Raw genomic sequence first — 24,534 nt, 5'->3', positions numbered from 1 at the left:
CATTCTAACCTAACGAGTTTTAGATGGCATATGAAAGGACATCATGTCGCAGACAAGTGGGCTTCATGACGGGATCAGCGGTGATCGTGCGGCCCCCATCGCCAGCAGGCTGGCTCCCACAGTAATCGCGATAGCCTGCAAACTCCCTGACCGACCATCAATTCTTGTGGGAGCCCGCCTGCTGGCGATGGCTTCCCTGCAAAAATCTCAGTCGAACTCGAACAACGCCTCACGCCCGAACTGCGCCTCAAACCCGCTGGCCGGCATCGGCCTCCCGAACAAATACCCCTGAACTTCATCGCACCCATGCTCACGCAGGAAATCCAGCTGCTCCTGGGTTTCCACGCCTTCGGCGATCACCGCCAGGTTGAGGCTGTGGGCCATGGCGATGATTGCCCGGGCAATCTGGGCGTCCTGTTCGCCGGAGGGCAGGCCATCGACAAACGTGCGGTCAATTTTCAGCACGTCGATCGGGAATTGCTTGAGGTAGTTAAGCGATGAATAGCCAGTGCCGAAGTCGTCGACCGCAATGCTCAGGCCGAGATTCTTCAAGCCGTCGAGGATTTGCATCGCCTCGCTGACTTCGCGCATCAGAATACTTTCGGTCAGTTCCAGCTCCAGGCACGCCGGGGGCAGGCCGATTTCCTTGAGGATGTTGGCGATGCGCGTGCCCAGTTGGCCGTCGGAGAACTGCCGCGCCGAGATATTCACCGACACTTTTGGCACGCGAACCTTGGCCAGGTGCCAGGACTTGAGCTGGCGGCAGGCTTCGCTGATGACCCAGTCGCCGACATCAACCACCAGGCCAAGCTCCTCGAGCACCGGAATGAAATCCCCCGGCGGTACCAGCCCGCGTCGAGGGTGGCGCCAGCGCAGCAAGGCTTCGGCGCCCGTCAGGCGTTTGCCGTCGCCGCTGAACTGCGGCTGGTAGTACAGCACAAATTCGTCCTGCTCCAGGGCATGGCGCAAATCGCTCTCGAGCTCCAGGCGCTCCAGGGCGCTGGCGTTCATGTCCGCCTGATAGAACTGGAAGTTGTTCTTGCCGCGCTCCTTGGCGTGGTACATCGCGGTGTCGGCGTTTTTCATCAGTTGGCTGAGCTCGTTGCCGTCTTGCGGGCTCAGGGCGATGCCGATACTGGCGGTGACGAAAAACTCCCGGCCTTCAAGCACGAAGGGTTTCACCAAACTGCCAAGAATCTGTTCGGCCACATGAATCGCCCGGTTCAACGCCATCTCGCGGTTGGCCCGCGGTTGCAGGAGCAAGGTGAACTCGTCGCCGCCCATGCGGGCCACAGTGTCATCATCGTCGACGCAGCCGAGCAGGCGCGTGGCCATTTCCTTGAGCATGCGATCGCCGGCCGCGTGGCCCAGGGAGTCGTTGATCGGCTTGAACCGGTCGAGGTCGAGGAACATCAGCACCACCCAGCCTTTCTGCCGTTCCGCCGATTGCAGAGCGGTGTGCAGGCGATCCTGGAACAGCGTGCGGTTGGGCAGGTGAGTCAGGGCGTCGTAGTAGGCGAGGCGATGGATTCGCTGTTCGCTGGCCTTGCGCTCGCTGATGTCGCTGAAGAAGCACACATAGCTGGCCAGGTCGCCTTCGTCATCCAGCACGGCGGTGATGCCGACCCAGGCCGGGTAATGCTCGCCGTTACGCCGCTTGAGCCACACTTCGCCTTCCCAGGTGCTGTGCTCGTTAAGCTGTTTGAGCACGTAGCGCAGGTGCGCGTCCTGTTGCTCGTCCACGGTCAGCATGTTCGGCAACTGGTCGAGCACTTGTTCGACCGCGTAACCGCTGACGCGGCTGAAGGCTTCGTTGGCCTGCACGATGTAACCGGCTGGGTCGGTGATCAGGATTGCCGAGGTCGAGTGCTCGAACACCGTCGCTGCCATGCGCAGATCTTTCTCGGCGCGGCGTTGCTGACTGATGTCGCGACCGACCCCCAGCACGCCTTCGAAGGCTCCCTGGTCGTCCCAGACCAGCACCAGGCGCAGCTCGATGGGGACCTTGCGACCGTCGGCGCGCAGGCAGTCGAACAGGAACAGTTGTGTCTGCACCTGGTCGCGCAACAGCGCCAGCCTGTCGGGTTTGTTCAGCGCCTTGCTGATCCGGTCCATCAGGCTGTAGATACCGGTCAGTTGCTGCGGGTTGGCAATGGTCGATTGCCAGCCGTTCTGGAAGATCCATTCGACGTCATAGCCCAGCACGGCATGCACCGAGGGGCTGACGTAATTGAGTGCCATTGCGCTGTCGGTGGAAAAAATCACGTCGCTGATGCTTTCGGCGAGCATGCGATAACGCTGCTCGCTGTCGCGCAGGGATTCGCTGGCTTCGATCTGCTCGGTGATGTCCTTGGCCACGCCGATGATGCGAGTGACCTGGTCGTGTTTGTCCCGCGCCAGGGCTTGTTCGCGCACTTCGAACCGGCGCCACTTGCCGTCCCGGTGGCGAAAGCGCAACTGGCATTGCATCAGCTGGCTGTAACCGCCGTGGCGCTGGGTCTGGCGCGATCGATGATACAAGTCGGCATCATCAGCGTGCAGCAGGACTTCCCAGAAGTAATCGCCCATCTGGTGCAGCTCGGTACGGTTGTAGCCGAGGGTCTGGCCCAGATGGTGGTTGCTGAAGATCATTCGCTGGCTGATGACGTCTTGCACATACAGGTGATCCGGAACCGTGCGTACCACATCGGACCAGAATCCTTCACGCTCCAGCAGCGACAGCTCGATAAGCTTGCGGCTGGTGACGTCCGTGATGCTCAGGATCACTGCCTTGTAGTCACTCTGGTCCTCGGGCAGGCGCAGCACCAGCCACAAGTGCTGATCACGGCCGCTGGCGTCCTGCAGGCGGATCTCCAGTTCGAGCTGTTTGTGCCCCTGCAACACGGCTTCGAGTATCGGCAGGCCGATGGCCGAACTGGTCAGTGGATTGCCGTCGATCAGGCGCTTCCAGGCCTCCTCCGGGGCATTGACGTCCAGTAGGAGCAGGGCTACCTCGTTGACTTCGGTGATGCGCATTTCGCGCAGCAACTGTTCACGTTGCGTTGGCACGGCCAGCCAGCTTTGCAACTGTTCGGTGTCAAGGATGCGGGCCTTGTCGAACGCACTCTTGAGCCCGGACAGATCCAGTACGCACAGGGCAACCCCGGTGCCTTCGAAGATGTCCTGATAGCGTCGACGACCCTCATGCAACTGGCGCTGGCGGCGGCGCATGTTCAGCAGCGCGATGAAGGGCAGCAGGGAAAAGGCCAACCCGAGCAGGCATTTGCCGATGAATGCCGGCAATAAATGCTCGATCACGCGTTGACGGTCGAACAGCCCGCGCAGTTGCCAGTCGCTGCTGCTCAGAGGCACTGTCAATACGCTGTTGGCCAGGTCCTCTGCCGTCAGTTCGCTGGGCTCAGACACCGGTACGGCGTTATCGCGGCTGACAATTTGCCGATTGATGCGGTTTTCCACCAGCCACAGCGGGCGGATGCCGGCTTCATTCTGCTTGGCCAGCGATGCGAAGAAGGCCGGAGACAGGCGCAGCGCCCAATAACCGCGAGTGCTGCCGCTGGCCTGGTGCAGCAGCAAATGGACCATCGAGCCGTCGTCGGCATTGCTGAAATAGTGCGCCTGGGCGCGGCTGCGCTGAACCAGCTGGCTCAGGTAGTCGGCATCGTTACTGTCCACGGCGCTGTCGCTGAGCACTTTTCCAGACGGACTGAGCAGTGCCAGGCTGCGTACATCAGGCAGCGACTGCTGGATTTTGCGCAGCAGCGCCTGTTGTTCTTCGTGAGTCTGTGGCTGCTCGACGATCGGCAGCAGGTTCAGGGCGATCTGCGCGTTCAGCGCCATATTCAGGCTGATTTGAGAGGCCAGGTCGGCGGTGAAGTCGATGGTGTACTGGCGCTGGTTCTTCTGGGTTTCGCGCAGCTGGTCGAGCAGTTGCCAGAAGAGAAGGGCCAGCAGCAGTAATACGAGTGTGGCCAGCCCACCTTTTAACGTCCCGCGCAGGGGAGAGCCGGCCGCAGAACGGGCATCGTTCACAGAAGACGGTGGAGGCACGTTAGACAAGCTGTGTAATCCTGCGCAAGGGCTGGGCTGGCGCGACGCGCACTATAAGCCGGACGCCCGAAGGGCGGCTAGCATGCCTTGAGTTGTGGCAAAGTGCCAGTCCCGCTCGGCTGGACTGCCATCCATCATTAAGGTAGCTTTGCCGGTTACGTGGGAGCGTTCCAGCTCCTAGAATCAGACTTTCTTCAGCGCGCACGCATTGGTCCCTATCAAGCGGTCAGCGCGCACGGTCTGGCCGGGCCTCGCCCGCGCTCCAATCATTCATCTGTCACTGACCCAAGGTTCTCCATGGCTCAATACGTCTTCACCATGCATCGGCTGGGAAAAGTTGTTCCGCCGAAGCGGGAAATCCTGAAAAACATTTCGCTGTCCTTCTTCCCTGGCGCCAAGATCGGCGTGCTCGGCCTCAACGGTTCGGGTAAGTCCACGCTGCTGAAAATCATGGCGGGCGTCGACACCGAATTCGAGGGCGAAGCCCGTCCGATGCCTGAACTGAACATCGGCTACCTGCCGCAGGAACCGATCCTGGATCCGACCAAGACCGTGCGTGAAGTGGTCGAGGAAGCAGTCAGCGTGATCAAGAACGCCCAGGCTCGCCTGGACGAGGTCTACGCCGCTTACGCCGAGGAAGATGCCGACTTCGACAAGCTGGCTGCCGAACAGGCCAAGCTCGAGGCGATTCTGCAGGCCAGCGATGGTCACAACCTGGATCGTCAGCTGGAAGTGGCGGCCGATGCACTGCGTTTGCCCGCCTGGGACGCCAAGGTCGAATTCCTCTCCGGTGGTGAAAAACGTCGTGTGGCCCTGTGCCGCCTGCTGTTGTCGGCCCCGGACATGTTGCTGCTGGACGAACCGACCAACCACCTGGACGCCGATTCCGTCGCCTGGCTGGAGCACTTCCTCCATGACTTCCCGGGCACCGTGGTAGCGATCACGCACGACCGGTACTTCCTGGACAACGTTGCCGGCTGGATTCTCGAACTCGACCGCGGCGCCGGTATCCCGTACGAGGGCAACTATTCGGGCTGGCTTGAAGCCAAGTCCAATCGTCTGGCTGCAGAATCCAAGCAGCAGTCGGCCCATGAAAAAGCCATGAAGGAAGAGCTGGAGTGGGTGCGCAAAGGCGCCAAGGCCCGCCAGTCCAAGTCCAAGGCTCGTCTGCAACGCTTCGAAGAAATGCAGTCGCAGGAATTCCAGAAGCGCAGCGAAACCAACGAGATCTACATCCCGGCCGGTCCGCGCCTGGGTGACAAGGTCATCGAGTTCAAGAACGTCTCCAAGGGTTACGGCGATCGCGTGCTGATCGACAACCTGTCGTTCTCCATGCCCAAAGGCGCCATCGTGGGTGTGATCGGCGGTAACGGCGCGGGTAAATCCACGCTGTTCCGCATGTTGATGGGCAAGGAGACTCCGGATTCGGGCACTATCGAAGTCGGCGAAACCGTGCAGCTGGCTTGCGTTGACCAGAGCCGTGAGGACCTGGATGGCAGCAAGACGGTATTCCAGCAAATCTCCGACGGTTCCGACCAGATCCGCATCGGCAACTACGAGATCCCGTCGCGTACCTACGTGGGTCGCTTCAACTTCAAGGGTGGCGATCAGCAGAAGTTCGTCAAGGACCTGTCCGGTGGTGAGCGCGGTCGCCTGCACCTGGCCCTGACCCTGAAGGAGGGTGGCAACGTCCTGCTGCTCGACGAACCGTCCAACGACCTCGACGTTGAAACCCTGCGTTCCCTCGAAGAAGCCCTGCTGGACTTCCCGGGCGCCGCCATTGTGATCTCTCACGATCGGTGGTTCCTGGACCGCGTCGCGACGCACATCCTGGCGTACGAAGATGACTCGCAAGCAGTGTTCTTCGAAGGTAACTACACCGAGTACGAAGCCGATCGCAAAAAGCGTCTTGGCGAAGCCGCTGCCCAGCCGCATCGTGTACGGCACAAGAAACTGGCCTGATTCGGGGTTGGTTGCATGAAAGAACGGAGCCTTCAGGCTCCGTTTTTTTTGCTCTGTTTTTCTGGGATACCGAGTGGAATTCATCGCCGGCAGGCCAGCTCCCACAAAGTGTTGTGCAGGCAATAAATCTCGATTCACCACCCATCCCCGTGGGAGCTAGCCTGCTAGCGATGGCGGTGTAACTGTTGGTGCATTGCGTCGAGTCGATCTCCCTATTCAGGTGCAAAAACGGCCGAAAAACAGACTTATTTATATCCTGCGCACCATTTAATTTCATAAAGGCGACATGTTGCGCTGTTCCTGTGCGCGATTCGTTTGTTAAAGTCCGGCTCAATCTCTCCAACGACAATAAATTTGCCGAGACTTTCCATGATCGAATCCGTTGAATCCTTCCTTGCCCGCCTGAAAAAACGTGACCCCGACCAGCCCGAGTTTCACCAGGCTGTGGAAGAAGTCTTGCGCAGCCTCTGGCCGTTCCTGGAAGCCAACCCGCACTACCTCACTTCCGGCATCCTGGAGCGTATCTGTGAGCCGGAGCGGGCGGTGGTGTTTCGTGTGTCATGGGTCGACGATCACGGCAAGGTGCAGGTCAATCGGGGCTTCCGCATCCAGATGAACAGTGCCATCGGTCCGTACAAGGGCGGTCTGCGCTTCCATCCGTCAGTGAACCTGGGAGTGCTGAAATTCCTCGCGTTCGAACAGACGTTCAAGAACTCCCTGACCTCGTTGCCCATGGGGGGCGGCAAGGGCGGCTCGGACTTCGACCCCAAAGGCAAAAGCGATGCTGAAGTCATGCGCTTCTGCCAGTCCTTCATGAGCGAGCTGTACCGGCACATCGGTGCAGACGTTGACGTGCCGGCGGGCGATATTGGCGTCGGTGCCCGAGAGATTGGCTTTTTGTTCGGTCAATACAAGCGCCTGAGCAACCAGTTCACCAGCGTGCTCACAGGGAAGGGCCCGAGCTACGGCGGCAGCCTGATTAGGCCCGAAGCCACCGGTTTCGGTTGTGTCTATTTCGCCGAGGAAATGCTCAAGCGCCAAGGCGCAACCGTCGAAGGCAAGCGCGTGGCGATCTCGGGTTCTGGCAACGTCGCGCAGTACGCGGCCCGCAAGGTCATGGATCTGGGCGGCCAGGTCATTTCGTTGTCGGACTCCGAGGGCACGCTGTACTGCGAAGCCGGTTTGACTGAAGAGCAATGGTTGGCGGTACTGGAACTGAAAAACGTCCAGCGCGGGCGAATCAGTGAGTTGGCTGCGCGCTTCGGCCTCGAGTTCCGCGCCGGTCAGAGCCCATGGGATCTGACCTGCGACATCGCGCTGCCAAGCGCAACGCAGAATGAACTCGATGCCGAGGCCGCCCGCGCATTGCTGCGCAACGGCTGCATCTGCGTGGCCGAAGGCGCCAACATGCCGACCACGCTGGAAGCCGTGGACCTGTTCATCGAGGCAGGGATTCTGTTTGCGCCAGGCAAGGCCTCCAACGCAGGCGGCGTCGCGGTAAGTGGCCTGGAAATGTCGCAGAACGCCATGCGCCTGCTGTGGACCGGCGGCGAGGTGGACAGCAAACTGCACGCCATCATGCAGTCGATTCACCACGCTTGCGTGCACTACGGCGAAGAGAATGGCCGGATCAACTACGTCAAAGGGGCAAACATCGCCGGCTTCGTCAAAGTCGCCGATGCCATGCTCGCCCAAGGTGTGGTCTAAGCCGGTTCGATGCGGATGATCTCGATCAGTTGATCGCCGACCGGGCGTTGCCACAGCACCTCATCCCCGAGTTGCGCCCCAAGCAGCGCCCGGCCCAGCGGCGAGCCCCAGTTGATCAGGCCCGCCGATGCGTCCGCCTGATCCTCGCCCACCAGCTGGACGGTCTGTTCAGCGTTGTGCTCGTCGGCAAACGTCACCCGACTGCCAATCTGCACCTTTTGCGTCGAGCTCGCGGGTGTTATCACCTGCGCGCTGAGCACGCGCTGGTTGAAATAGCGTAAATCCCGTTGCAGGTCCGCCTGGCGCTGTTTGTTCGCCTGTTCTCCCTTGGCCGACTCAGCGCCGAGCTGCTGCTGCAGTTCGGCAACCTTGGCCTGCAACTGGGTCAGTCCGGTGGGTGTGACGTAGTTGGGCTGCGCGCTGACCTGCCGTTCGACAGGCTGATCGGCTTGCGCAGCGGCGTTATCTTCATTGACGAAGGCGCGACTCATGGTTTTCTCCCGTTATAGGGTTTGGGCCATGGTCGCAGTCATTTAGTTTCGACGGATGCCCGTGAGCGACTCATTGCGAGCGATAGGCGCGCGCCGCATCCTGGTCCTTCTGCTGTTGCCAGGCCTTATCGCGGTCATCCCAATGGTGGCTGCGATAGTCTGCGCGATCCTGATTTTCCAGCATCGCCTGGCACTGGCGAAAGCCATCGCTCCAGCCTTCGGCATAGTGCGGGTCCTTGAGATAACGCGGGACGTTTTTGCGAAATTCACCGGTCATCGCCCCGGCCGCCTGACGACCACTGACGCAACCGTCATCGAAGCCGTCGGCGAAGGCAGGCGGATAGCCCTTGGCGATCAGGTCTTCGTGGGTCGACTGGCAACCCGCGCACAACAGCAGCAATCCCAGCATACCTGCGCAACGCCACATCTCAGACTCCTGACCGTTCGACGGCCTATGCAGTCAGTCTAGAAGTCGATTCGTTGTCGGGATGTGAAAGGAAGATCAAAAGATCGTCCGAACGCTGCTCGAGCCTTCGGACGATCTTTTGATCTAGTAGTGATACCACTTCATCTCAAGCATCACTTCATTCTCAGGCGATGCCATGTGGCTGAACTCGCGCTGCGCACTCAGGCGCAGGCCCAGGTTTCGCGACAGCTCCCACTGCTGATTCAAGCTCACACTGCGCCGCACCTCGCCATTGGTGAAAAAATCACCTTTGGTTTCCAGGCTGAAATTACCCAGGGGGTTTTTCCACAGCACCCCGGTATTAAATCCGGCGGCGGGGGCGATGAATTCGGCGAAGTCATTGTTGTGCTCCACCCGCACGGTGCCCATGACAAACCCGAGCATGTCTTCGCTCAATTGCCAGGTCCCGCCGCCGCCACCGTTGACGTGACTGACCAGGTTCTCGTCATCGTGCTTGCCCGGAACGCGTTCCAGGCCGCCGGTGACTTGCCAGGACAATGGTTGCAGCAGCTCGTTGCGCGGGGTCAGCGAGCGAATCGTCGCCAGGTCCAACTGCTGGAACTGCCAGCGGTTGCCTTCGTACTGGCGCAATTTCATCTGCAGAATTTCGATCTGCGCGCCCAGAGGGAAGCTTTCGGCGTTGTCGTTGAGGTCGTGGTAGGCCATGCGCAAGCCGTACTCGGCGAAGGCTTCATCGCCCCGAGTGCCGATGCCGGCCTGCCAGGTGCGCGATTCATGACCGTCCTCGGGCAGACCCGGTTGCGCAATATCAAGCGCCGGCGCTGGGTTCTGATTGATCGCCCGCAGCAGTTCGAAACTGCGCTGGGAGCGCTCAGGGTCGCGTTCCTGGCCGTTGGCGCGGTAACGTTCCAGGCGATACGCGGCGTCGATGACCAGCGCCTGGCGATCGCGCGGCAGTGCCTTGAAATCTGCGCTCTGAAGCTGCTTCTGATCGGCGCTGACCTTCAGTACCCATTGCTGCTCTTCATCAGTCAGCGGCTCGGCACGGCTCAGCAGCTCACGCTCCCGGGACGGACGATACTGGATGGACTCGACCAGGCCGGCCTCTTTCACGGCCTTGACGGTGTCGGTAGGGATGGCCGTAAGGGGGAATTGTTCGGTCAGGCGCAGGCTCGGTCGCGCCACTTGCAGCAGTTCAAGCAAGCGATAGGAGCAGTTTTCGTCGAAGAAAAAATAGTCGAACTGGATCTGTTTCAGTTCCCAGACGTGCTCGACCATGCGCGCCGTTTCTGCCTGGGTAAGGTTCAGCCGGTATTCCCACAGGTCGCGGTTTTCCAGGCTGCGGTATTCCGAGAGCTTTTCCTGGTAAGGCACCAGCGCAAACAGCCCCGGGTAGCCCCCCATAAGGCCTTTCCAGGCGTAAAGGATGCTGTTGTCGGAACCTTCGATGTAGGCGCCGAAGTTGATCGCATAACTGAGCAGTGAAGTCTTGTCGCTCTGCACGCCAGCCTGGTCAATGCGCAGCAGGGTGTGACCAAACATCGACGACGGGCTGTTCAGGTAGGCCGCGGGAAAAATCATCACCGCACTGTCGGGGGAAACGTCCTTGAACCATTGCTTGAATTCGGCACATTGCGGGGCCGGCAAGTCCGTCAGGTTCAGTTGCGCCTTCAGCCAGCGGGTGCGTGCCGGGTAGACGCATTGTGCGTGTTGTTCGCCTTTGCTTGCCGGGGCGTACAAGGCCTGCACAGTGGCGGCCAGTTCGCGGTCCGGATGTTCGTTGCCGTCCGGCGCGAGGAAAAACTTGCGGTCACTGACATAGCTGCGCCAGCCACCGAGCTTGGCAGTTTCGTAGTGGCCCAGGGAGATCCAGAAAGGGTCGTTAGCCAGTTGCTGCAAACGTTCAGAGTCGATGTTTGGCGCGGCGGACAGCGGGGCGCAGGCACAGAGCGCCAACCAGGCAAGGCGTTTGAGCATAGTGGGCAACTTAATGGAAAGAAACAAAGACCCAAGGGGGCGCAGGTCCAAAAAATAAAACCCGCCCCCCGAGAGGAGCGGGTGGGTCGAGCTTATGCTTGAGTGGCGTATTTGGCCAGGCGAGCATCGTTCTTGATAACGGACAGGGTGTTGGTATGCACGTCTTCAGCGGTCACATCTGCCTTGCTGAAGATCTGCTGGAAGTGCTCGTGGGTAACTGCTGCAAAATGCTCACGATCTTCCGGCGCCACGCCCAGTACCACGGCATAGGTCGTCAGCGCTTCGCCGTTGCCTTTAGCCATGTCTTCGGACAACTCATTCATCATGCCATTCATGGCCAGCCAGGATTTGCCGCCATAGGTCAGCGACGCGTTAGTCGAGCAACCGTTGGTACCCGATGTCATACCGAACGTTGCGTTACCGGAAGTGCCGTTGGTGGTGGATGCCAGGAAGTGAGCCGGGGTGCCACGCTGACCTTCGAACAGCATGTTGCCCCAACCGCAATCCGGACCGCCTGGCGCCTGAGCCATGGCGTTGATGGATACAGCGGTGAAGAGAGTACCGAGAAGAATCCGTTTCATAGCTTTGTTCTCTTTATGTGCATACCAATGGACAGGGTCTGGCCCGATCTGGCGCCAGTGGGCCGGTTATTGTTCCAGCCGCGCAGTTTGGAGTTTAGGCACGTTCCAAGGGTTCCGTTACTTTTTGCTAAATATTCGTCAAAACATCGATTTAGCCCCGGCCAGGCTGGCGATGGCGGTTTGGCTATGCTTTGACTGAAGGCGCGCCTTGCAAGTGGGGTGGAGGCAGCGCCAGAATGCCGCTATCTGCCCCGCCTGATGTAAGGAAGCCCGATGCCTGATCCTGTTGCTGCCAGCTTGCGTCTAGCGCCCGAAGCGCTGACCCGTCCGTTTTCCGCTGAACAGTTCAGCTTCTCTACCACCAATGATCTGGAGCCCTTTCGCGGAGTGCTTGGCCAGGAACGTGCGGTCGAAGCATTGCAGTTCGGCGTGGCCATGCCGCGCCCCGGCTACAACGTATTTGTCATGGGTGAGCCCGGCACTGGCCGGTTCTCGTTCGTCAAACGCTACCTGAAAGCCGAAGGCAAACGCCTGCAGACCCCGGCAGACTGGGTCTATGTCAACAATTTCGACGAACCGCGCGAACCCCGGGCCCTGGAACTGCCTTCAGGCACCGCCGGCGCGTTTATCGGCGATATCAACACCTTGATCGACAATCTGGTGGCGACGTTCCCTGCGGTGTTTGAACACCCGTCCTACCAGCAAAAGAAAAGTGCCATCGATCGTGCATTCAACCAGCGCTACGACAAGGCGCTGGATATCATTGAGCGCCTGGCGCTGGAGAAGGACGTCGCGCTGTACCGCGACGCCAGCAACATTGCGTTCACCCCGATGGGGGATGGAAAGGCCCTGGACGAAGCAGAGTTCGCCCAACTGCCCGAAGCCGATCGCGAGCGTTTTCACGATGACATTTCCGGCCTCGAGGAACGGCTCAACGAAGAGCTCGCCAGCCTGCCGCAATGGAAGCGTGAGTCGAGCAATCAACTGCGCCACCTCAATGAAGAAACCATCACCCTGGCCTTGCAGCCATTGCTGTCACCGTTGTCGGAGAAGTATGCCGAGAACGCGGCGGTCTGCGGTTACCTGCAGGCGATGCAGGTCTACCTGCTGAAAACGGTTGTCGAGCAATTGGTCGACGACAGCAAGATCGACGCTGTCGCCCGCAAGATGCTGGAAGAACAATACGCCCCGAGCCTGGTGGTCGGTCATTCGGCCAGCGGCGGCGCACCGGTGGTGTTCGAGCCGCACCCGACTTATGAAAACCTGTTCGGGCGCATCGAGTACAGCACTGACCAGGGCGCGCTCTACACCACGTATCGGCAGCTGCGCCCGGGTGCACTGCACCGCGCCAACGGCGGTTTTCTCATCCTGGAAGCGGAGAAAATGCTCAGCGAGCCATTCGTATGGGATGCGCTCAAGCGTGCCCTGCAGTCGCGCAAGCTGAAGATGGAATCGCCACTGGGTGAGCTGGGCCGCCTGGCCACCGTGACGCTGACCCCGCAAAACATCCCGTTGCAGGTCAAGGTCGTCATCATCGGGGCTCGGCAGCTGTACTACACGCTGCAGGACCTCGATCCAGACTTCCAGGAGATGTTCCGCGTGCTGGTGGATTTCGACGAAGACATTCCGATGGTCGACGAAAGCCTGGAACAGTTTGCCCAATTGCTGAAAACCCGCACCTCGGAAGAGGGCATGGCGCCCTTGACTGCCGATGCGGTGGCGCGCCTGGCGACCTACAGCGCGCGTCTGGCTGAACACCAGGGGCGCTTGTCGGCGCGGATTGGCGACCTGTTCCAGTTGGTCAGCGAGGCGGATTTCATTCGTCACCTGGCGGCGGATGAAATGACCGACGCCGGGCATATCGAACGAGCCCTCAAGGCCAAGGCCACCCGTACCGGGCGCGTCTCGGCGAGAATCCTCGATGACATGCTGGCCGGAATTATCCTGATCGATACCGATGGTGCGGCCGTGGGCAAGTGCAACGGCCTGACGGTGCTGGAAGTCGGCGATTCGGCCTTCGGTGTGCCAGCGCGTATTTCTGCCACGGTTTACCCGGGTGGCAGCGGCATCGTCGACATCGAGCGTGAGGTCAATCTGGGCCAGCCGATTCACTCCAAGGGCGTAATGATCCTTACCGGTTACCTCGGTAGCCGCTACGCCCAGGAGTTTCCGCTGGCGATTTCCGCGAGCATCGCGCTGGAGCAATCCTACGGTTACGTGGACGGGGACAGCGCGTCGCTGGGCGAAGCTTGCACGCTGATTTCGGCGTTGTCGAAAACACCGCTCAAGCAGTGCTTTGCGATCACCGGCTCGATCAACCAGTTCGGTGAAGTGCAGGCGGTGGGCGGGGTCAACGAGAAGATCGAGGGCTTCTTCCGACTCTGCGAGGCCCGCGGCCTGACGGGTGAACAAGGTGCAATCATTCCGCAGGCCAACGTGGCCACGCTGATGCTCGATGAGAAGGTCCTGGCGGCGGTGCGCGCCGGTCAGTTCCATGTGTACGCAGTGCGCCAGGCCGATGAGGCCCTGAGCCTGCTGGTCGGCGAACCCGCCGGTGCACCGGACGAGAATGGCGAGTTCCCGGAGGGCAGCGTCAACGCCCGGGTAGTGGAGCGCCTGCGGGTGATTGCGGAAATGATCAGCGAAGAGGACATGAGGGAGGCGGAGAAGGAAGCGGCGCAGGAAGCCTTGGTGGAGGCCAAGCCGGCCTGACAGGCCCCTGAGGTTTCACCACTTACTGTGGGAGCGAGCCTGTTCGCGATGACGGAGTGTCAACCAGCTTATGTTCTGCATGACACGCCGCCATCGCGAGCAGGCTCGCTCCCGCATGTGCATCCGATTAATCTGTGCGAAGTGCCATCACTCTGGCGCCAATATTCACACAATGACCACTCGGCGCCTTGTGGTTCTACCTGGCATGCTTTCCAGACTTTTCTTCTATTCTCAGGTCAAGGATATCGACAGTATCACTGGATCGAAACAGTCTTCTGATGGAGGCTGAATACCGGATCTACCGAGGGTCGCCGCCATGTCGCGCAACCTCTGCCTCACCCGACAATGCCTGGGCCTTGTAACCCGTATCGAATGCGCCGTGCGACCTCTGGCGGGAGACAAGGGCATGTGGACCTTGCTGTTTGCTGCCGGAATGGCGGGCGAACAACCTTCTGCCATCAAGGCACAGGGACCTTTTCATGGCCCATTTGTGGCTGAATCAATCCTCGACACTATCGTTGAAAGCCTGACCTTGCATGGTTATCAACTGGCCGACGACCCGCAAATCTGGTGCCTGCACTTGCAAGCCCAACTGCGGGAAATCAATGGCGGACGTACGCGCAACCTGGCCGGTTTCGAGTTCCGCCCGGATCACTGAGTGGGCGATTGATCAAGGCTGGCGGTATCAGCCTTGTCGAGCTTGACCTCAAACCCATATTGCACGGTGGTGAGGTCGATCCGCTGATAGGTTTCCAGGCGGGCAGGCCGGCCATAGAAGTAGTGCACGCCCGTCAAAGCCGGGCCCTCCGGGCTCGCATCGTGACTCACCGCAAGTATTTCCTTCAGGTAATTACCACTGTCGTCCCGGGCGTAGAAACGCCAGTCCTGCTCCGGGAATTCCTTCAGGTCGACCAGCAGGGCATTGCCTTTGAGCTCCAGGCCCTTGGGCAGTTGACCAGCGTCCAGGGTTTTCTTCTCGATGCTGGCCAGGAACAGCGGGATCGAGCCTACGGCATAGGCAGGCGTCTCCGGGAACAGGTTCAGGTCATAGGTGATGGTGCCGCGCAGAGGATCGACCTGGAACGCTTCGGGTGGCAATTCGATCGGCTCGTCACGTTTGCCACTGGCGTCTTCGGTGAAAAAGCTGACCGGGCTGTCACCGGGGTTGAAGGAGCTGCCCAGCAGTTCGTCGTTGAAACTTCTCCTGTGATCGAACTCGATCTGCGCGGCGCTCGGGTCATCGACCGACTGACGAATGCTCACGCCTTTTTTCAGTTGGTCTTCACTGAGGGTCGCGCCTTTGAGCCAGTTCGCAGCCTGGTCGTCGTACACCACCACTGGCAGCTCAAGGGACTGGATGGTTTTTTCCGTGGTGCGAGGATCGAACCGGCGTACCGGCAAATCGAGGTCCTTGCGGGTCACTGTGGCGGTGGAGAAATCCAGTACGCTGACTTCCAGGGTATCGATCGGCCCGTTGAAATAGACTTTCGAGTAATGCCTGGTTTGCTGCTTCTCAAAGGCCTGCTGCTGCGATTCGAGTTGTTTCTCCAACGCCTCGCTCCAGGCTTTCTGCTGCTGCAATAACGACAATTGCCTTTGATAAAATGCAATTTGCTCAGCCGTCTCGTTAATCGAGCCCGAACGCGAGAGAAACTGCCCGGTGCTGTCCCTGGCCTGGACGATCAATGGATTCAGGGGCGTGTCAGCTACCTCGGGAGCCATAGGGGCGCTATTGCTGAACTCGATCTCGGCGTAATTCTTTTCAAGCTTCAGCAATTTGACGCTGAGGTTGTCGTTACTGCGAGTCTGGCCGACGTCCTTTTTAGTCAGATCGAAGCTGTACAGCCGACGGGGCGCGATCACTTCCACTTTGCCCTGCAGGCTGACGGGCTGAGGCTGGTGCTTGTTGTCGACGTCAAGACCATCGATGAAGGGATAGGTGATGGTCAGGTCATCAGGATTGGTCAGGTTGGAGCTCGAGGGGCTCAACTGGATGCCGGGATCGGTCTCCGACCACTCCGGCTGGAACCCGATGACGCGTTTGTTGCTCAGTGTCACCGACAGCCATTCCACGCCATGGGGGAACACGAAGCTATCCGGAATGTTGAAGTTGAAGGGGAACACCGGCTGCAGGTCGGTCAGGTAGTCGGAGCTGGAATCCTTGTGCAGGACGAACAGGCCGTTGATGTAGGTGTCGACCAGCGCCTGGGGGGTTGGGTAGTGCTTGAGCACGGCGAGTGCATCGTCGCTGTATTCGGTTTCCAGCGGCTTGCTGTCGAGCTTGAGTTGCGCACGTTCGAGCAATAGCAGCGAGCCACCCAATTGAGCGACGGCATCCTTGAGTTTGGGGTCTTCGATGGCGTCCAGGGACTTTTCGAACCGGGCCGTTTTTTCTTCGAGGCTGACCTGGGCTTTTTCATCGCTGGGCGAGCAGGCGCTCATCAGTAAAGCCAGGCACATTCCGGCGCCCGTTAAAGGCAATCGCACATCCATTTTCCCGTCTTCCTGTCCGATGTCGCTGAGCTGTCAATTGTTTCGACACTAGCAGAAAAAACTTGTCACATATGCGCAGGTTGTGGATTTTCCGCCGATTTCTGGGTGTAACAGCGGACTGTTATACTCGCGACCATTTCAGCCCAGGTGTGAGATTTAATGGAACGCTTTATCGAAAATGCAATGTACGCCTCGCGCTGGCTGCTGGCGCCAATCTATTTCGGCTTGTCGTTGGGATTGCTGGCTTTGGGGCTGAAGTTCTTTCAGGAGGTCTTCCACGTCATTCCCAGCGTGTTCTCGATGGCCGAATCGGATGTGATCCTGGTGCTGCTGTCGCTGATCGACATGGCGCTGGTGGGTGGCCTGCTGGTGATGGTGATGATTTCCGGGTACGAGAACTTCGTTTCCCAACTGGACATCGACGACCACAAAGAGAAGCTCAACTGGCTGGGCACCATGGACTCGTCTTCGCTGAAGATGAAAGTGGCAGCGTCGATCGTGGCGATTTCCTCGATCCACCTGCTGCGGATCTTCATGGACGCCAAGAACGTCGATCCCGAGCACCTGAAGTGGTACGTGATCATTCACATGACTTTCGTGGTGTCAGCCTTCGCCATGGGTTACCTCGACAAGCTCACCAAGCACTGATCACGGCCACTGTGGGAGCGAGCTTGCTCGCGATGGACTTCAACGATAACGCGGGAGTTCTGAGTGAGCGCGGGCCTTGAGTTCTCCGTCGGAACGCCGCCCGGAGCGAGCTCGCTCCTGCAGTTTCCGGCAGTGAACCGGACGAGCGGTGTGGTTTTTGGCTTGTGCTTTGAAGCGACGAAGCCTATCCCTGTAAAGGTCCTGGCCCGCCACCGTTCGAGGTGCATCAATGAACCTGCAAGAGCTCAATGCCTTTGCCATCGCCCACAAGGTCGATGAGCTGAACCTGATTTCCCTTGAAGGCGGCATCTACCTGTTGGAGGCGCGCATGCACGGCGCAGCCTATCCCTTGAGTGATGCCCACGGCAAAGTGCTTCATCTGCGCTCGGTGGAGCATGCCCGTGAAGTGCTGCATGCTTTCCCCACCTTGCCATTCAACCTGGTGCACACCTCGGTACATGACGAAATGTGCGGCCTGGGCGCCAGTGCCGAGGAGAGCCTGAAGGTGCCGATCGCCTTCCGTTCTGCCTGGCAGGGCTGAGTGCTCTGATCAACCGATTGGCAACTGTGCTAGTCTGCTGGCCCTTTTGGTTCCGGGCGCTCCGGGACGCGCTGTGTACGCACGGCATGTTCCGGGGCCGTCCGCACAGCGGAGCAGTGTCATGTCCGAAGTAAATCTGTCCACCGACGAAACCCGCGTCAGCTACGGTATCGGCCGTCAGCTGGGCGACCAGCTGCGCGACAACCCGCCACCAGGCATTAGCCTGGACGCGATCCTGGCAGGTCTGACCGACGCTTTTTCTGGCAAGGAAAGCCGTGTAGGCCAGGAAGAAATGTCCGCCAGCTTCAAGGTCATTCGCGAAATCATGCAAGCCGAAGCCGCTGCCAAGGCTGAAGCTGCAGCAGGCGAAGGCCTGGCTTTCCTGGCTGAAAACGCCAAGCGTGACGGCATCACCACCCTGGCTTCGGGCCTGCAATACGAAGTGTTGACCCAAGGCGAAGGCGCCAAGCCAACCCGTGAAGACCAGGTGCGTACTCACTACCACGGCACCTTGATCGACGGCACTGTGTTCGACAGCTCCTACGAGCGCGGCCAGCCTGCAGAATTTCCGGTTGGCGGCGTGATCGCTGGCTGGACCGAAGCCCTGCAACTGATGAACGCTGGTAGCAAATGGCGTCTGTACGTGCCGAGCGAATTGGCCTACGGCGCTCAAGGCGTTGGCAGCATTGCGCCGCACAGCGTTCTGGTGTTCGACGTCGAGCTGCTCGACGTTCTGTAAGCCTATGCCTGTCCCTGTGACAGGCTAATGTGGGAGCCAGGCTGCTGGCGATGGGGCGACCGGGTTTTGTTCAAGACCGAGTTGACACCATCGCCAGCAGGCTGGCTCCCACAGTTTTTATCGTACAGGTCATATTTCGATCTTGTGCTGCAGTTCATTCGCAGGGCGCAATGCCCGGGCGTAGCAGAACAGAAACAGGTTGCGCACCAGCTCCTTGAGTACGACCGGTTCGCTGGAGCTCAGGCCGTTGACGTCCAGATCCCCTTGGTCCTGCAGTTCGTTCAGGGCTTCTTCTTCAAGCACCGCACAGACTTCTCCGGTTTCCCGATGCAGGATCCTGAGGTAAGGGTGTGGACGGTCAAGCCAGGCATCGATCAAATAAGTCATCAGTCTCATTTCCATTGATTTGGGGTTCAATGAGAATAATTCTTATTCATCAAATAGCAAGGGCCTATTGGCGGTTTGCGCTTTTTTCCGGGTAAAGATTGCGTAAGGTCAATATGGCTGGCGCCTGGCCATCGCGGGGGGAGGGGCGCCATCCGGCGCAGAGCGCAGGATGGGCTACAGCAGGATCAGACTTTTCTGACGAACTCGGATTTGAGTTTCATCGGGCCAATGCCGTCAATTTTGCAATCGATATCGTGGTCGCCATCGCACAGGCGTATGTTCTTGACCTTGGTGCCGACCTTAACCACCAGCGAAGTGCCCTTGACCTTGAGGTCCTTGATTACGGTGATGGTATCGCCGTCCTGCAGTACGTTGCCGACCGAATCTTTCTTCACGGTGTCATCGGCCGCCACTTCGGTTTCGCCGCCAGTCGGCCACTCGTGGGCACACTCAGGGCAGATCAGCTGTGCGCCGTCTTCGTAGGTGTATTCGGAATTGCATTTCGGGCAGGGTGGCAACGTGCTCACTAGGGCTCCTTGGATTGAGGATCGCTAAAAGTCGCACATTATATAGGGTTTTGTTCGAAGAGGGTGTCACGGCAAAAGATCGCAGCCTTCGGCAGCTCCTACAGGTTTTTGTGTACACCTGTAGGAGCTGCCGAAGGCTGCGATCTTTTGATTTTGCGTTTGCCTTTAATGCGTGCGGGCTACTGCAAACTCGCTCAATTCAACCAATGCATCGCGGTATTCGCTGGCTGGCAGCGCCTCGAGGCATTTGATCGCGCGGGCTACGTAGTCCCGTGCCAGTTGCGCTGTGTATTCCAGCGAGCCCGAGGCCTCCACTGCTTCGCGGATGCTTTCCAGGTCTTCGATACCGCCTTTCTGGATCGCCTTGCGCACCAGGGCCGCCTGTTCCGGCGTACCTTCGCGCATGGTGTAGATCAGCGGCAGGGTCGGCTTGCCTTCAGCGAGGTCGTCGCCGACGTTCTTGCCCAGGGTCTCGGCATCGCCCTTGTAGTCGAGCAGGTCGTCGACCAGCTGGAAGGCAACCCCCAGGTGATCACCGAAAGTGCGCAGGGCTTCGCTCTGCTCCGGTGTCGCACCTGCCAGGGCCGCAGCGCTGTGGGTCGAGGCCTCGAAGAGCATGGCGGTCTTGCCGCGGATGACTTCCATGTAGGTTTCTTCGGTGGTGCTGGCGTCGCGGACCTTCGACAGCTGCAACACTTCGCCTTCGGCGATGATGCGGGTCGCTTGCGAAAGGATTTTCATCACCGGCATGGAGCCCAGTTCGACCATCATTTCGAAGGAGCGCGAATACAGGAAGTCGCCCACCAGTACGCTCGGGGCGTTGCCCCACATGGCGTTGGCGGTCGAGCGGCCACGGCGCATGCCGGACATGTCGACCACGTCGTCATGCAGCAGTGTGGCGGTGTGCAGGAACTCGATGGTCGCGGCCAGCAGACGCATGTCATCGCCTTCGCGGCCAAGGGCCTTGCCACACAGCAACACTAATAAAGGCCGCAGGCGTTTGCCGCCAGCCGAGGTAATGTAATCGCCGATTTTCGATACCAGCGGCACTCGGGAAGTCAGCTGCTTCTTGATGATGCCGTCGACGGCGCTAAAATCGTCCGCCACCGCGCGGTAGAAAGCTTGGGGTTGCATCAGCGACAGTTGCTCCAGAAGGGTTGCGCGGCATGCTAGGACCCACGTCGGCGGGTGTCAAGGCACGATGGACGGCCTCTTGCATCAGCCCGGCAGCTTGCGTACAATCGCGCACCCTGAACTTCCTGGGCAGCACCTGCCTTACGCAATTGCAATCGGGCCTTCCAGCCCAATGCAGCCATGCCAGCCAATACCTCTTCTTATAAAGAGCTGGGTGAGCAGGATTATCGGAGAAATACCATGTCTTATGCAGTAATCGTTACTGGTGGCAAGCAGTACAAAGTTGCTCCAGGTGAATACCTGAAGATCGAAAAACTGGAAATCGCTACCGGCGAATCCGTTACTTTTGATCGCGTTCTGTTGGTTGCCAATGGCGACGACGTGAATATCGGCGCTCCAGTTGTTGCTGGCGCTACCGTTGTGGCTGAAGTGATCTCCCAAGGTCGTCACGATAAAGTCCGTATCATCAAGTTCCGTCGTCGTAAGCACCACATGAAGCGTATGGGCCACCGCCAGTGGTACACCGAGATCAAAATCACCGGTATTCAGGCTTAATTTCAGCCTAATTCCTCACTAGGAGAATTGACTCATGGCACACAAAAAAGCTGGTGGTAGTACCCGTAACGGTCGCGACTCAGAAGCCAAACGCCTTGGCGTGAAGATGTATGGCGGCCAGAAGATCATTCCGGGCAACATCATCGTGCGTCAGCGCGGCACCCAATTCCACGCCGGTTATGGCGTTGGCATGGGTAAGGATCACACCCTCTTCGCGAAAATCGAAGGCGTGATCAAGTTTGAAGTAAAGGGCGCTTTCAACCGCCGTTACGTGAGCGTTGTCGCAGCTTAATTGCGCGATCGCTGGAAAAGCCCTGTCTCGCGACGGGGCTTTTTCGTTTGTGGGGTGAGTCTCTTGCAAAGCTGTTTGTAATGAGCTCCAGCGCTGGATTTGCGGTCGTTGATTGAGGTCGCTGCGCTCATTTTTGCAAGAGTCTTATGTCTGGATTTTTTCGGCTCGTCCGCATGACGAGAGGCGTTTTGTTATGAAGTTTGTTGATGAAGTATCGATTCGAGTAAAGGCCGGTGACGGCGGCAACGGTTGCATGAGCTTCCGTCGCGAAAAATTCATTGAGAATGGTGGTCCCAATGGCGGTGACGGTGGTGATGGCGGCTCTGTCTACATGGTCGCCGACGAAAACCTCAACACCCTGGTGGACTACCGCTACACTCGCCACTTCGATGCTGAGCGTGGCTCCAACGGTGGCAGCACCGACTGCACCGGCAAGAAAGGTGAAGAGCTGGTCCTGCGCGTTCCGGTAGGCACGACGGTTATCGATTCGGCGACCCAGGAAGTCATTGGCGACCTGACCAAGGCTGGCCAGAAACTGCTGGTGGCTCATGGTGGCTGGCACGGTCTGGGTAATACCCGTTTCAAATCCAGTACCAACCGTGCTCCGCGCCAGACCACTCCGGGCAAGCCGGGTGAGGCACGTGACCTGAAGCTGGAGATGAAGGTGTTGGCTGACGTGGGCCTGCTGGGTCTGCCGAATGCTGGCAAGAGTACTTTCATCCGGTCGGTTTCGGCCGCCAAGCCGAAAGTCGCCGACTACCCGTTCACCACGCTGGTACCGAACCTGGGTGTGGTCAGTGTCGATCGCTGGAAAAGTTTTGTGGTTGCGGACATTCCGGGCCTGATCGAAGGTGCTTCCGACGGTGCTGGCCTGGGGATTCGCTTCCTCAAGCACTTGTCGCGTACCCGTCTGCTGCTGCATCTCGTGGACATGGCGCCGCTGGATGACACCAGTGCTCCGGATGCTGCTGAAGTGATCGTCAGCGAGCTGACCAAATTCAGCCCGTCCCTGGCTGAGCGTGATCGCTGGCTGGTGTTGAACAAGTGCGACCAGATTCTTGAAGAAGAGCATGATGAGCGCGTCAAGGAGATCGTTGATCGCCTGGAGTGGACGGGTCCGGTTTACGTGATTTCCGCCATTTCCAAGCTGGGCACCGAGCGCCTTTGCCATGACATCATGCGTTACATGGAAGATCGTGCAGATCGTCTGGCCAATGATCCAGCCTACAAGGAAGAGCTGGCCGAGCTCGATCAGCGCATCGAAGACGAAGCCCGTGCCCAGCTGCAGGCTCTGGATGACCAGCGTGCCCTGCGTCGCAGCGGCGTGAAGTCGGTCCATGACATCGGTGACGATGATTGGGACGAAGAAGACGTGGATGATGAAGACGGTCCGGAAATCATTTACGTGCGTGACTGATCTGTTGCTATAAACTTGAACGCCGCTCAATCGAGCGGCGTTTTAGTATCTGGAAATCGATTGTTGGTCACGAATAACCACGAATAACGTCACGGGCAGTGCCAGGTCGCGCTGTCCTCAAGCTAAGGTTGAAGATGATGCGGAGCAAGGTGACAGGTGCGCAGCGTTGGGTCGTGAAGATCGGCAGCGCTTTGCTGACGGCGGACGGCAAGGGCCTGGATCGCGCGGCAATGGGTGTCTGGGTCGAGCAGATGGTGGCTTTGCATGAGGCTGGCGTTGAGCTGGTGCTGGTGTCCTCCGGGGCGGTGGCGGCGGGGATGAGTCGCTTGGGCTGGAACGTGCGACCCAGTGCCATGCACGAGCTCCAGGCGGCGGCTGCCATCGGCCAGATGGGCCTGGTGCAGGCGTGGGAGTCGAGCTTCGCCGAGCATGGCAGGCACACCGCGCAGATCCTCCTGACCCACGACGACCTGTCCGACCGCAAGCGCTATCTGAACGCCCGCAGCACCCTGCGTGCATTGGTCGAGCTGAAAGTCATCCCGGTGATCAATGAAAACGACACCGTGGTCACTGATGAAATCCGTTTCGGCGACAACGACACCCTGGCGGCGCTGGTGGCCAATCTGGTCGAGGCTGATCTGCTGGTGATCCTGACTGATCGCGACGGTATGTTCGACGCTGATCCGCGCAACAACCCCGATGCCAACCTTATCTACGAAGCGCGGGCCGATGATCCGGCGCTGGATGCGGTTGCTGGCGGCACGGGTGGTGCCCTGGGTCGTGGCGGCATGCAAACCAAGTTGCGTGCCGCACGGCTGGCTGCGCGCTCTGGTGCTCACACCATTATTGTTGGCGGGCGTATCGAGCGCGTGCTGGATCGTCTGAAGGCGGGCGAGCGTATTGGCACGTTGTTGTCACCTGAGCGTGGCATGCTGGCGGCGCGCAAGCAGTGGCTGGCCGGGCATCTGCAAACCCGTGGCACCCTGGTGCTGGACGCGGGTGCGGTGACCGCTTTGTCCCAGGGCAACAAGAGTTTACTGCCGGTGGGTGTCAAGCGGGTGCAGGGCAGTTTCCGGCGCGGCGAAATGGTGGTGTGCGTAGCGCCGGATGGTCGTGAGATCGCCCGCGGCCTGGCCAACTACAGCGCGTTGGAGGCACAAAAAATCATTGGTCAATCGTCTGAAGCGATTGTCGGTCTATTGGGTTACATGGCGGAGCCGGAACTGGTTCACCGCGATAACCTGATTCTGGTCTGAGGGAATATTCGAATGCGTGTGGCAAAAGGATTGTTGGGCCTGCTGTTGGCAATGCCACTGCTGGCCTCGGCCGAAGAGATTGGCCAGGTGTCGACGGTGTTCAAGATCGTCGGCCCGAACGACCGCATCGTCGTCGAGGCGTTTGATGATCCAAAGGTTGAGGGCGTGACTTGCTACCTGTCGCGCGCCAAGACTGGCGGAGTGAAGGGTGGGCTGGGATTGGCGGAGGATCGCGCGGAAGCGTCTATCGCCTGTCGTCAGGTCGGGCCGATCAGCTTCAAGGGGGAGTTGAAGGATGGCGATGAGGTGTTCAAGGAGCGCACCTCGCTGGTATTCAAGACCATGCAGGTGGTGCGCTTTCTCGACAAGAAGCGCAATACCCTGGTGTATCTGGTCTATAGCGATCGCTTGATCGAAGGCAGTCCGCAGAATGCGGTGACGGCTATCCCGATCCTGCCGTGGGCCCAGTAGGGGCGAGCTTGCTCGCGAAAAACCAGAGCGCGCCGCGAACATTCAGGCGGCGCACTTAATAGTTGACGACCTTCGCGAGCAAGCTCGCTTCTGCAGTTTTTTTGCGCTCCCATCAAATCGCAGGCAATAAAAAACCGACCCTGGGGTCGGTTTTTCAACAAGCTTATCGC

General features: G+C 59.3%; 21 protein-coding genes. 12 read left to right on the top strand and 9 right to left on the bottom strand.

Annotated elements, in window-relative coordinates; genetic code table 11:
• Positions 1 to 207: 207 nt before the first annotated feature.
• Positions 208 to 4,056 (bottom strand): bifunctional diguanylate cyclase/phosphodiesterase, encoded by a 3,849-nt coding sequence (locus EQV97_RS20060; protein ID WP_240889616.1) that lies wholly within the window; start codon positions 4,054 to 4,056, stop codon positions 208 to 210.
• Between the two features lie 288 nt (positions 4,057 to 4,344).
• Between EQV97_RS20060 and ettA the strand changes: the two genes are divergently transcribed.
• Positions 4,345 to 6,009 carry an energy-dependent translational throttle protein EttA gene (ettA, locus tag EQV97_RS20055; RefSeq protein WP_045059336.1) on the top strand — a complete coding sequence of 555 codons (1,665 nt, stop codon included), beginning with the start codon at positions 4,345 to 4,347 and terminating at the stop codon, positions 6,007 to 6,009.
• Positions 6,010 to 6,378: 369 nt separating this feature from the next.
• Positions 6,379 to 7,716, top strand: coding sequence for an NADP-specific glutamate dehydrogenase (gene gdhA, locus EQV97_RS20050; protein ID WP_240889614.1), 1,338 nt, complete (start codon positions 6,379 to 6,381; stop codon positions 7,714 to 7,716).
• Here gdhA and EQV97_RS20045 read toward each other — a convergent pair.
• The 4 genes from EQV97_RS20045 to EQV97_RS20030 form a co-directional block, all read right to left on the bottom strand.
• Complete coding sequence (locus tag EQV97_RS20045; RefSeq protein ID WP_122838989.1) at positions 7,713 to 8,207, bottom strand: GreA/GreB family elongation factor; 495 nt, start codon at positions 8,205 to 8,207, stop codon at positions 7,713 to 7,715. The genes gdhA and EQV97_RS20045 overlap by 4 nt on opposite strands.
• A gap of 70 nt (positions 8,208 to 8,277) precedes the next feature.
• Entirely contained in the window at positions 8,278 to 8,634 is a 357-nt protein-coding gene (locus tag EQV97_RS20040) for a hypothetical protein (RefSeq protein ID WP_045059339.1), read from the bottom strand.
• A 123-nt stretch (positions 8,635 to 8,757) separates the two neighbouring features.
• Positions 8,758 to 10,611, bottom strand: a complete 1,854-nt coding sequence (locus tag EQV97_RS20035; protein WP_225569605.1) for a DUF4105 domain-containing protein — start codon at positions 10,609 to 10,611, stop codon at positions 8,758 to 8,760.
• A 92-nt stretch (positions 10,612 to 10,703) separates the two neighbouring features.
• Positions 10,704 to 11,192 carry a DUF3015 domain-containing protein gene (locus EQV97_RS20030; RefSeq protein ID WP_045059341.1) on the bottom strand — a complete coding sequence of 163 codons (489 nt, stop codon included), beginning with the start codon at positions 11,190 to 11,192 and terminating at the stop codon, positions 10,704 to 10,706.
• A gap of 273 nt (positions 11,193 to 11,465) precedes the next feature.
• Here EQV97_RS20030 and EQV97_RS20025 point away from each other — a divergent pair, with 273 nt between their 5' ends.
• Both EQV97_RS20025 and EQV97_RS20020 read left to right on the top strand, forming a co-directional pair.
• Entirely contained in the window at positions 11,466 to 13,904 is a 2,439-nt protein-coding gene (locus tag EQV97_RS20025; RefSeq protein WP_045059342.1) for an ATP-binding protein, read from the top strand.
• A 316-nt stretch (positions 13,905 to 14,220) separates the two neighbouring features.
• Positions 14,221 to 14,562, top strand: coding sequence for a hypothetical protein (locus EQV97_RS20020; RefSeq protein WP_045059343.1), 342 nt, complete (start codon positions 14,221 to 14,223; stop codon positions 14,560 to 14,562).
• Here EQV97_RS20020 and EQV97_RS20015 read toward each other — a convergent pair.
• Positions 14,556 to 16,397: a hypothetical protein gene (locus tag EQV97_RS20015; RefSeq protein ID WP_240889612.1), complete on the bottom strand. Its 1,842-nt coding sequence runs from the start codon at positions 16,395 to 16,397 to the stop codon at positions 14,556 to 14,558. The genes EQV97_RS20020 and EQV97_RS20015 overlap by 7 nt on opposite strands.
• Before the next feature lie 159 nt (positions 16,398 to 16,556).
• Here EQV97_RS20015 and EQV97_RS20010 point away from each other — a divergent pair, with 159 nt between their 5' ends.
• The 3 genes from EQV97_RS20010 to EQV97_RS20000 all read left to right on the top strand — a co-directional run bounded on the left by EQV97_RS20010 (position 16,557) and on the right by EQV97_RS20000 (position 18,325).
• Entirely contained in the window at positions 16,557 to 17,045 is a 489-nt protein-coding gene (locus EQV97_RS20010) for a TIGR00645 family protein (protein WP_045059345.1), read from the top strand.
• Positions 17,046 to 17,274: 229 nt separating this feature from the next.
• Complete coding sequence (locus EQV97_RS20005; protein WP_045059346.1) at positions 17,275 to 17,586, top strand: DUF6482 family protein; 312 nt, start codon at positions 17,275 to 17,277, stop codon at positions 17,584 to 17,586.
• Positions 17,587 to 17,707: 121 nt separating this feature from the next.
• Complete coding sequence (locus tag EQV97_RS20000; protein ID WP_225569603.1) at positions 17,708 to 18,325, top strand: FKBP-type peptidyl-prolyl cis-trans isomerase; 618 nt, start codon at positions 17,708 to 17,710, stop codon at positions 18,323 to 18,325.
• 129 nt (positions 18,326 to 18,454) lie between these two features.
• Here the strand turns inward: EQV97_RS20000 and EQV97_RS19995 are convergent, their stop codons facing one another.
• The 3 genes from EQV97_RS19995 to EQV97_RS19985 form a co-directional block, all read right to left on the bottom strand.
• Positions 18,455 to 18,712, bottom strand: coding sequence for a hypothetical protein (locus EQV97_RS19995; RefSeq protein ID WP_225569602.1), 258 nt, complete (start codon positions 18,710 to 18,712; stop codon positions 18,455 to 18,457).
• A 185-nt stretch (positions 18,713 to 18,897) separates the two neighbouring features.
• Positions 18,898 to 19,239: a zinc ribbon domain-containing protein YjdM gene (locus EQV97_RS19990; RefSeq protein ID WP_240889610.1), complete on the bottom strand. Its 342-nt coding sequence runs from the start codon at positions 19,237 to 19,239 to the stop codon at positions 18,898 to 18,900.
• Positions 19,240 to 19,404: 165 nt separating this feature from the next.
• A complete protein-coding gene (locus tag EQV97_RS19985) occupies positions 19,405 to 20,373 on the bottom strand; it encodes a polyprenyl synthetase family protein (RefSeq protein WP_045059350.1) in 969 nt (322 codons plus the stop codon).
• A 240-nt stretch (positions 20,374 to 20,613) separates the two neighbouring features.
• Here EQV97_RS19985 and rplU point away from each other — a divergent pair, with 240 nt between their 5' ends.
• The 5 genes from rplU (at position 20,614) to EQV97_RS19960 (ending at position 24,364) form a co-directional block, all read left to right on the top strand.
• Positions 20,614 to 20,928 carry a 50S ribosomal protein L21 gene (gene rplU, locus EQV97_RS19980; RefSeq protein ID WP_003176051.1) on the top strand — a complete coding sequence of 105 codons (315 nt, stop codon included), beginning with the start codon at positions 20,614 to 20,616 and terminating at the stop codon, positions 20,926 to 20,928.
• A gap of 34 nt (positions 20,929 to 20,962) precedes the next feature.
• Positions 20,963 to 21,220: a 50S ribosomal protein L27 gene (gene rpmA, locus EQV97_RS19975; protein WP_003176049.1), complete on the top strand. Its 258-nt coding sequence runs from the start codon at positions 20,963 to 20,965 to the stop codon at positions 21,218 to 21,220.
• 193 nt (positions 21,221 to 21,413) lie between these two features.
• On the top strand, positions 21,414 to 22,637 hold the full coding sequence (gene cgtA / locus EQV97_RS19970; RefSeq protein ID WP_122838996.1) for an Obg family GTPase CgtA: 1,224 nt from the start codon (positions 21,414 to 21,416) through the stop codon (positions 22,635 to 22,637).
• Positions 22,638 to 22,774: 137 nt separating this feature from the next.
• Positions 22,775 to 23,893: a glutamate 5-kinase gene (gene proB / locus EQV97_RS19965; RefSeq protein ID WP_045059352.1), complete on the top strand. Its 1,119-nt coding sequence runs from the start codon at positions 22,775 to 22,777 to the stop codon at positions 23,891 to 23,893.
• Between the two features lie 12 nt (positions 23,894 to 23,905).
• Entirely contained in the window at positions 23,906 to 24,364 is a 459-nt protein-coding gene (locus EQV97_RS19960) for a CreA family protein (protein WP_045059353.1), read from the top strand.
• Positions 24,365 to 24,534: the final 170 nt, after the last annotated feature.

Origin of the sequence: Pseudomonas sp. TMW22090 (genome assembly GCF_022496665.1) — a bacterium.
Taxonomy (GTDB): Bacteria; Pseudomonadota; Gammaproteobacteria; order Pseudomonadales; family Pseudomonadaceae; genus Aquipseudomonas; species Aquipseudomonas gregormendelii.
Note: the sequence above shows the minus strand (reverse complement) of the source record. Positions and strands in the feature narration are given on the sequence as shown.

Excerpts from the sequence above, each read along its gene's own strand:
- EQV97_RS20005 (WP_045059346.1), top strand. The coding sequence starts at position 17,275 with ATGAACCTGCAAGAGCTCAATGCCTTTGCCATCGCCCACAAGGTCGAT.
- EQV97_RS20040 (WP_045059339.1), bottom strand. The coding sequence starts at position 8,634 with ATGTGGCGTTGCGCAGGTATGCTGGGATTGCTGCTGTTGTGCGCGGGT.
- EQV97_RS20030 (WP_045059341.1), bottom strand. The coding sequence starts at position 11,192 with ATGAAACGGATTCTTCTCGGTACTCTCTTCACCGCTGTATCCATCAAC.
- EQV97_RS20020 (WP_045059343.1), top strand. The coding sequence starts at position 14,221 with ATGTCGCGCAACCTCTGCCTCACCCGACAATGCCTGGGCCTTGTAACC.
- gdhA (WP_240889614.1), top strand. The coding sequence starts at position 6,379 with ATGATCGAATCCGTTGAATCCTTCCTTGCCCGCCTGAAAAAACGTGAC.
- EQV97_RS20015 (WP_240889612.1), bottom strand. The coding sequence starts at position 16,397 with ATGGATGTGCGATTGCCTTTAACGGGCGCCGGAATGTGCCTGGCTTTA.
- EQV97_RS19995 (WP_225569602.1), bottom strand. The coding sequence starts at position 18,712 with ATGACTTATTTGATCGATGCCTGGCTTGACCGTCCACACCCTTACCTC.
- ettA (WP_045059336.1), top strand. The coding sequence starts at position 4,345 with ATGGCTCAATACGTCTTCACCATGCATCGGCTGGGAAAAGTTGTTCCG.
- EQV97_RS20035 (WP_225569605.1), bottom strand. The coding sequence starts at position 10,611 with ATGCTCAAACGCCTTGCCTGGTTGGCGCTCTGTGCCTGCGCCCCGCTG.
- rpmA (WP_003176049.1), top strand. The coding sequence starts at position 20,963 with ATGGCACACAAAAAAGCTGGTGGTAGTACCCGTAACGGTCGCGACTCA.
- EQV97_RS20045 (WP_122838989.1), bottom strand. The coding sequence starts at position 8,207 with ATGAGTCGCGCCTTCGTCAATGAAGATAACGCCGCTGCGCAAGCCGAT.
- EQV97_RS20010 (WP_045059345.1), top strand. The coding sequence starts at position 16,557 with ATGGAACGCTTTATCGAAAATGCAATGTACGCCTCGCGCTGGCTGCTG.
- proB (WP_045059352.1), top strand. The coding sequence starts at position 22,775 with ATGCGGAGCAAGGTGACAGGTGCGCAGCGTTGGGTCGTGAAGATCGGC.
- EQV97_RS20025 (WP_045059342.1), top strand. The coding sequence starts at position 11,466 with ATGCCTGATCCTGTTGCTGCCAGCTTGCGTCTAGCGCCCGAAGCGCTG.
- EQV97_RS20000 (WP_225569603.1), top strand. The coding sequence starts at position 17,708 with ATGTCCGAAGTAAATCTGTCCACCGACGAAACCCGCGTCAGCTACGGT.
- EQV97_RS19985 (WP_045059350.1), bottom strand. The coding sequence starts at position 20,373 with ATGCAACCCCAAGCTTTCTACCGCGCGGTGGCGGACGATTTTAGCGCC.
- rplU (WP_003176051.1), top strand. The coding sequence starts at position 20,614 with ATGTCTTATGCAGTAATCGTTACTGGTGGCAAGCAGTACAAAGTTGCT.
- EQV97_RS19960 (WP_045059353.1), top strand. The coding sequence starts at position 23,906 with ATGCGTGTGGCAAAAGGATTGTTGGGCCTGCTGTTGGCAATGCCACTG.
- cgtA (WP_122838996.1), top strand. The coding sequence starts at position 21,414 with ATGAAGTTTGTTGATGAAGTATCGATTCGAGTAAAGGCCGGTGACGGC.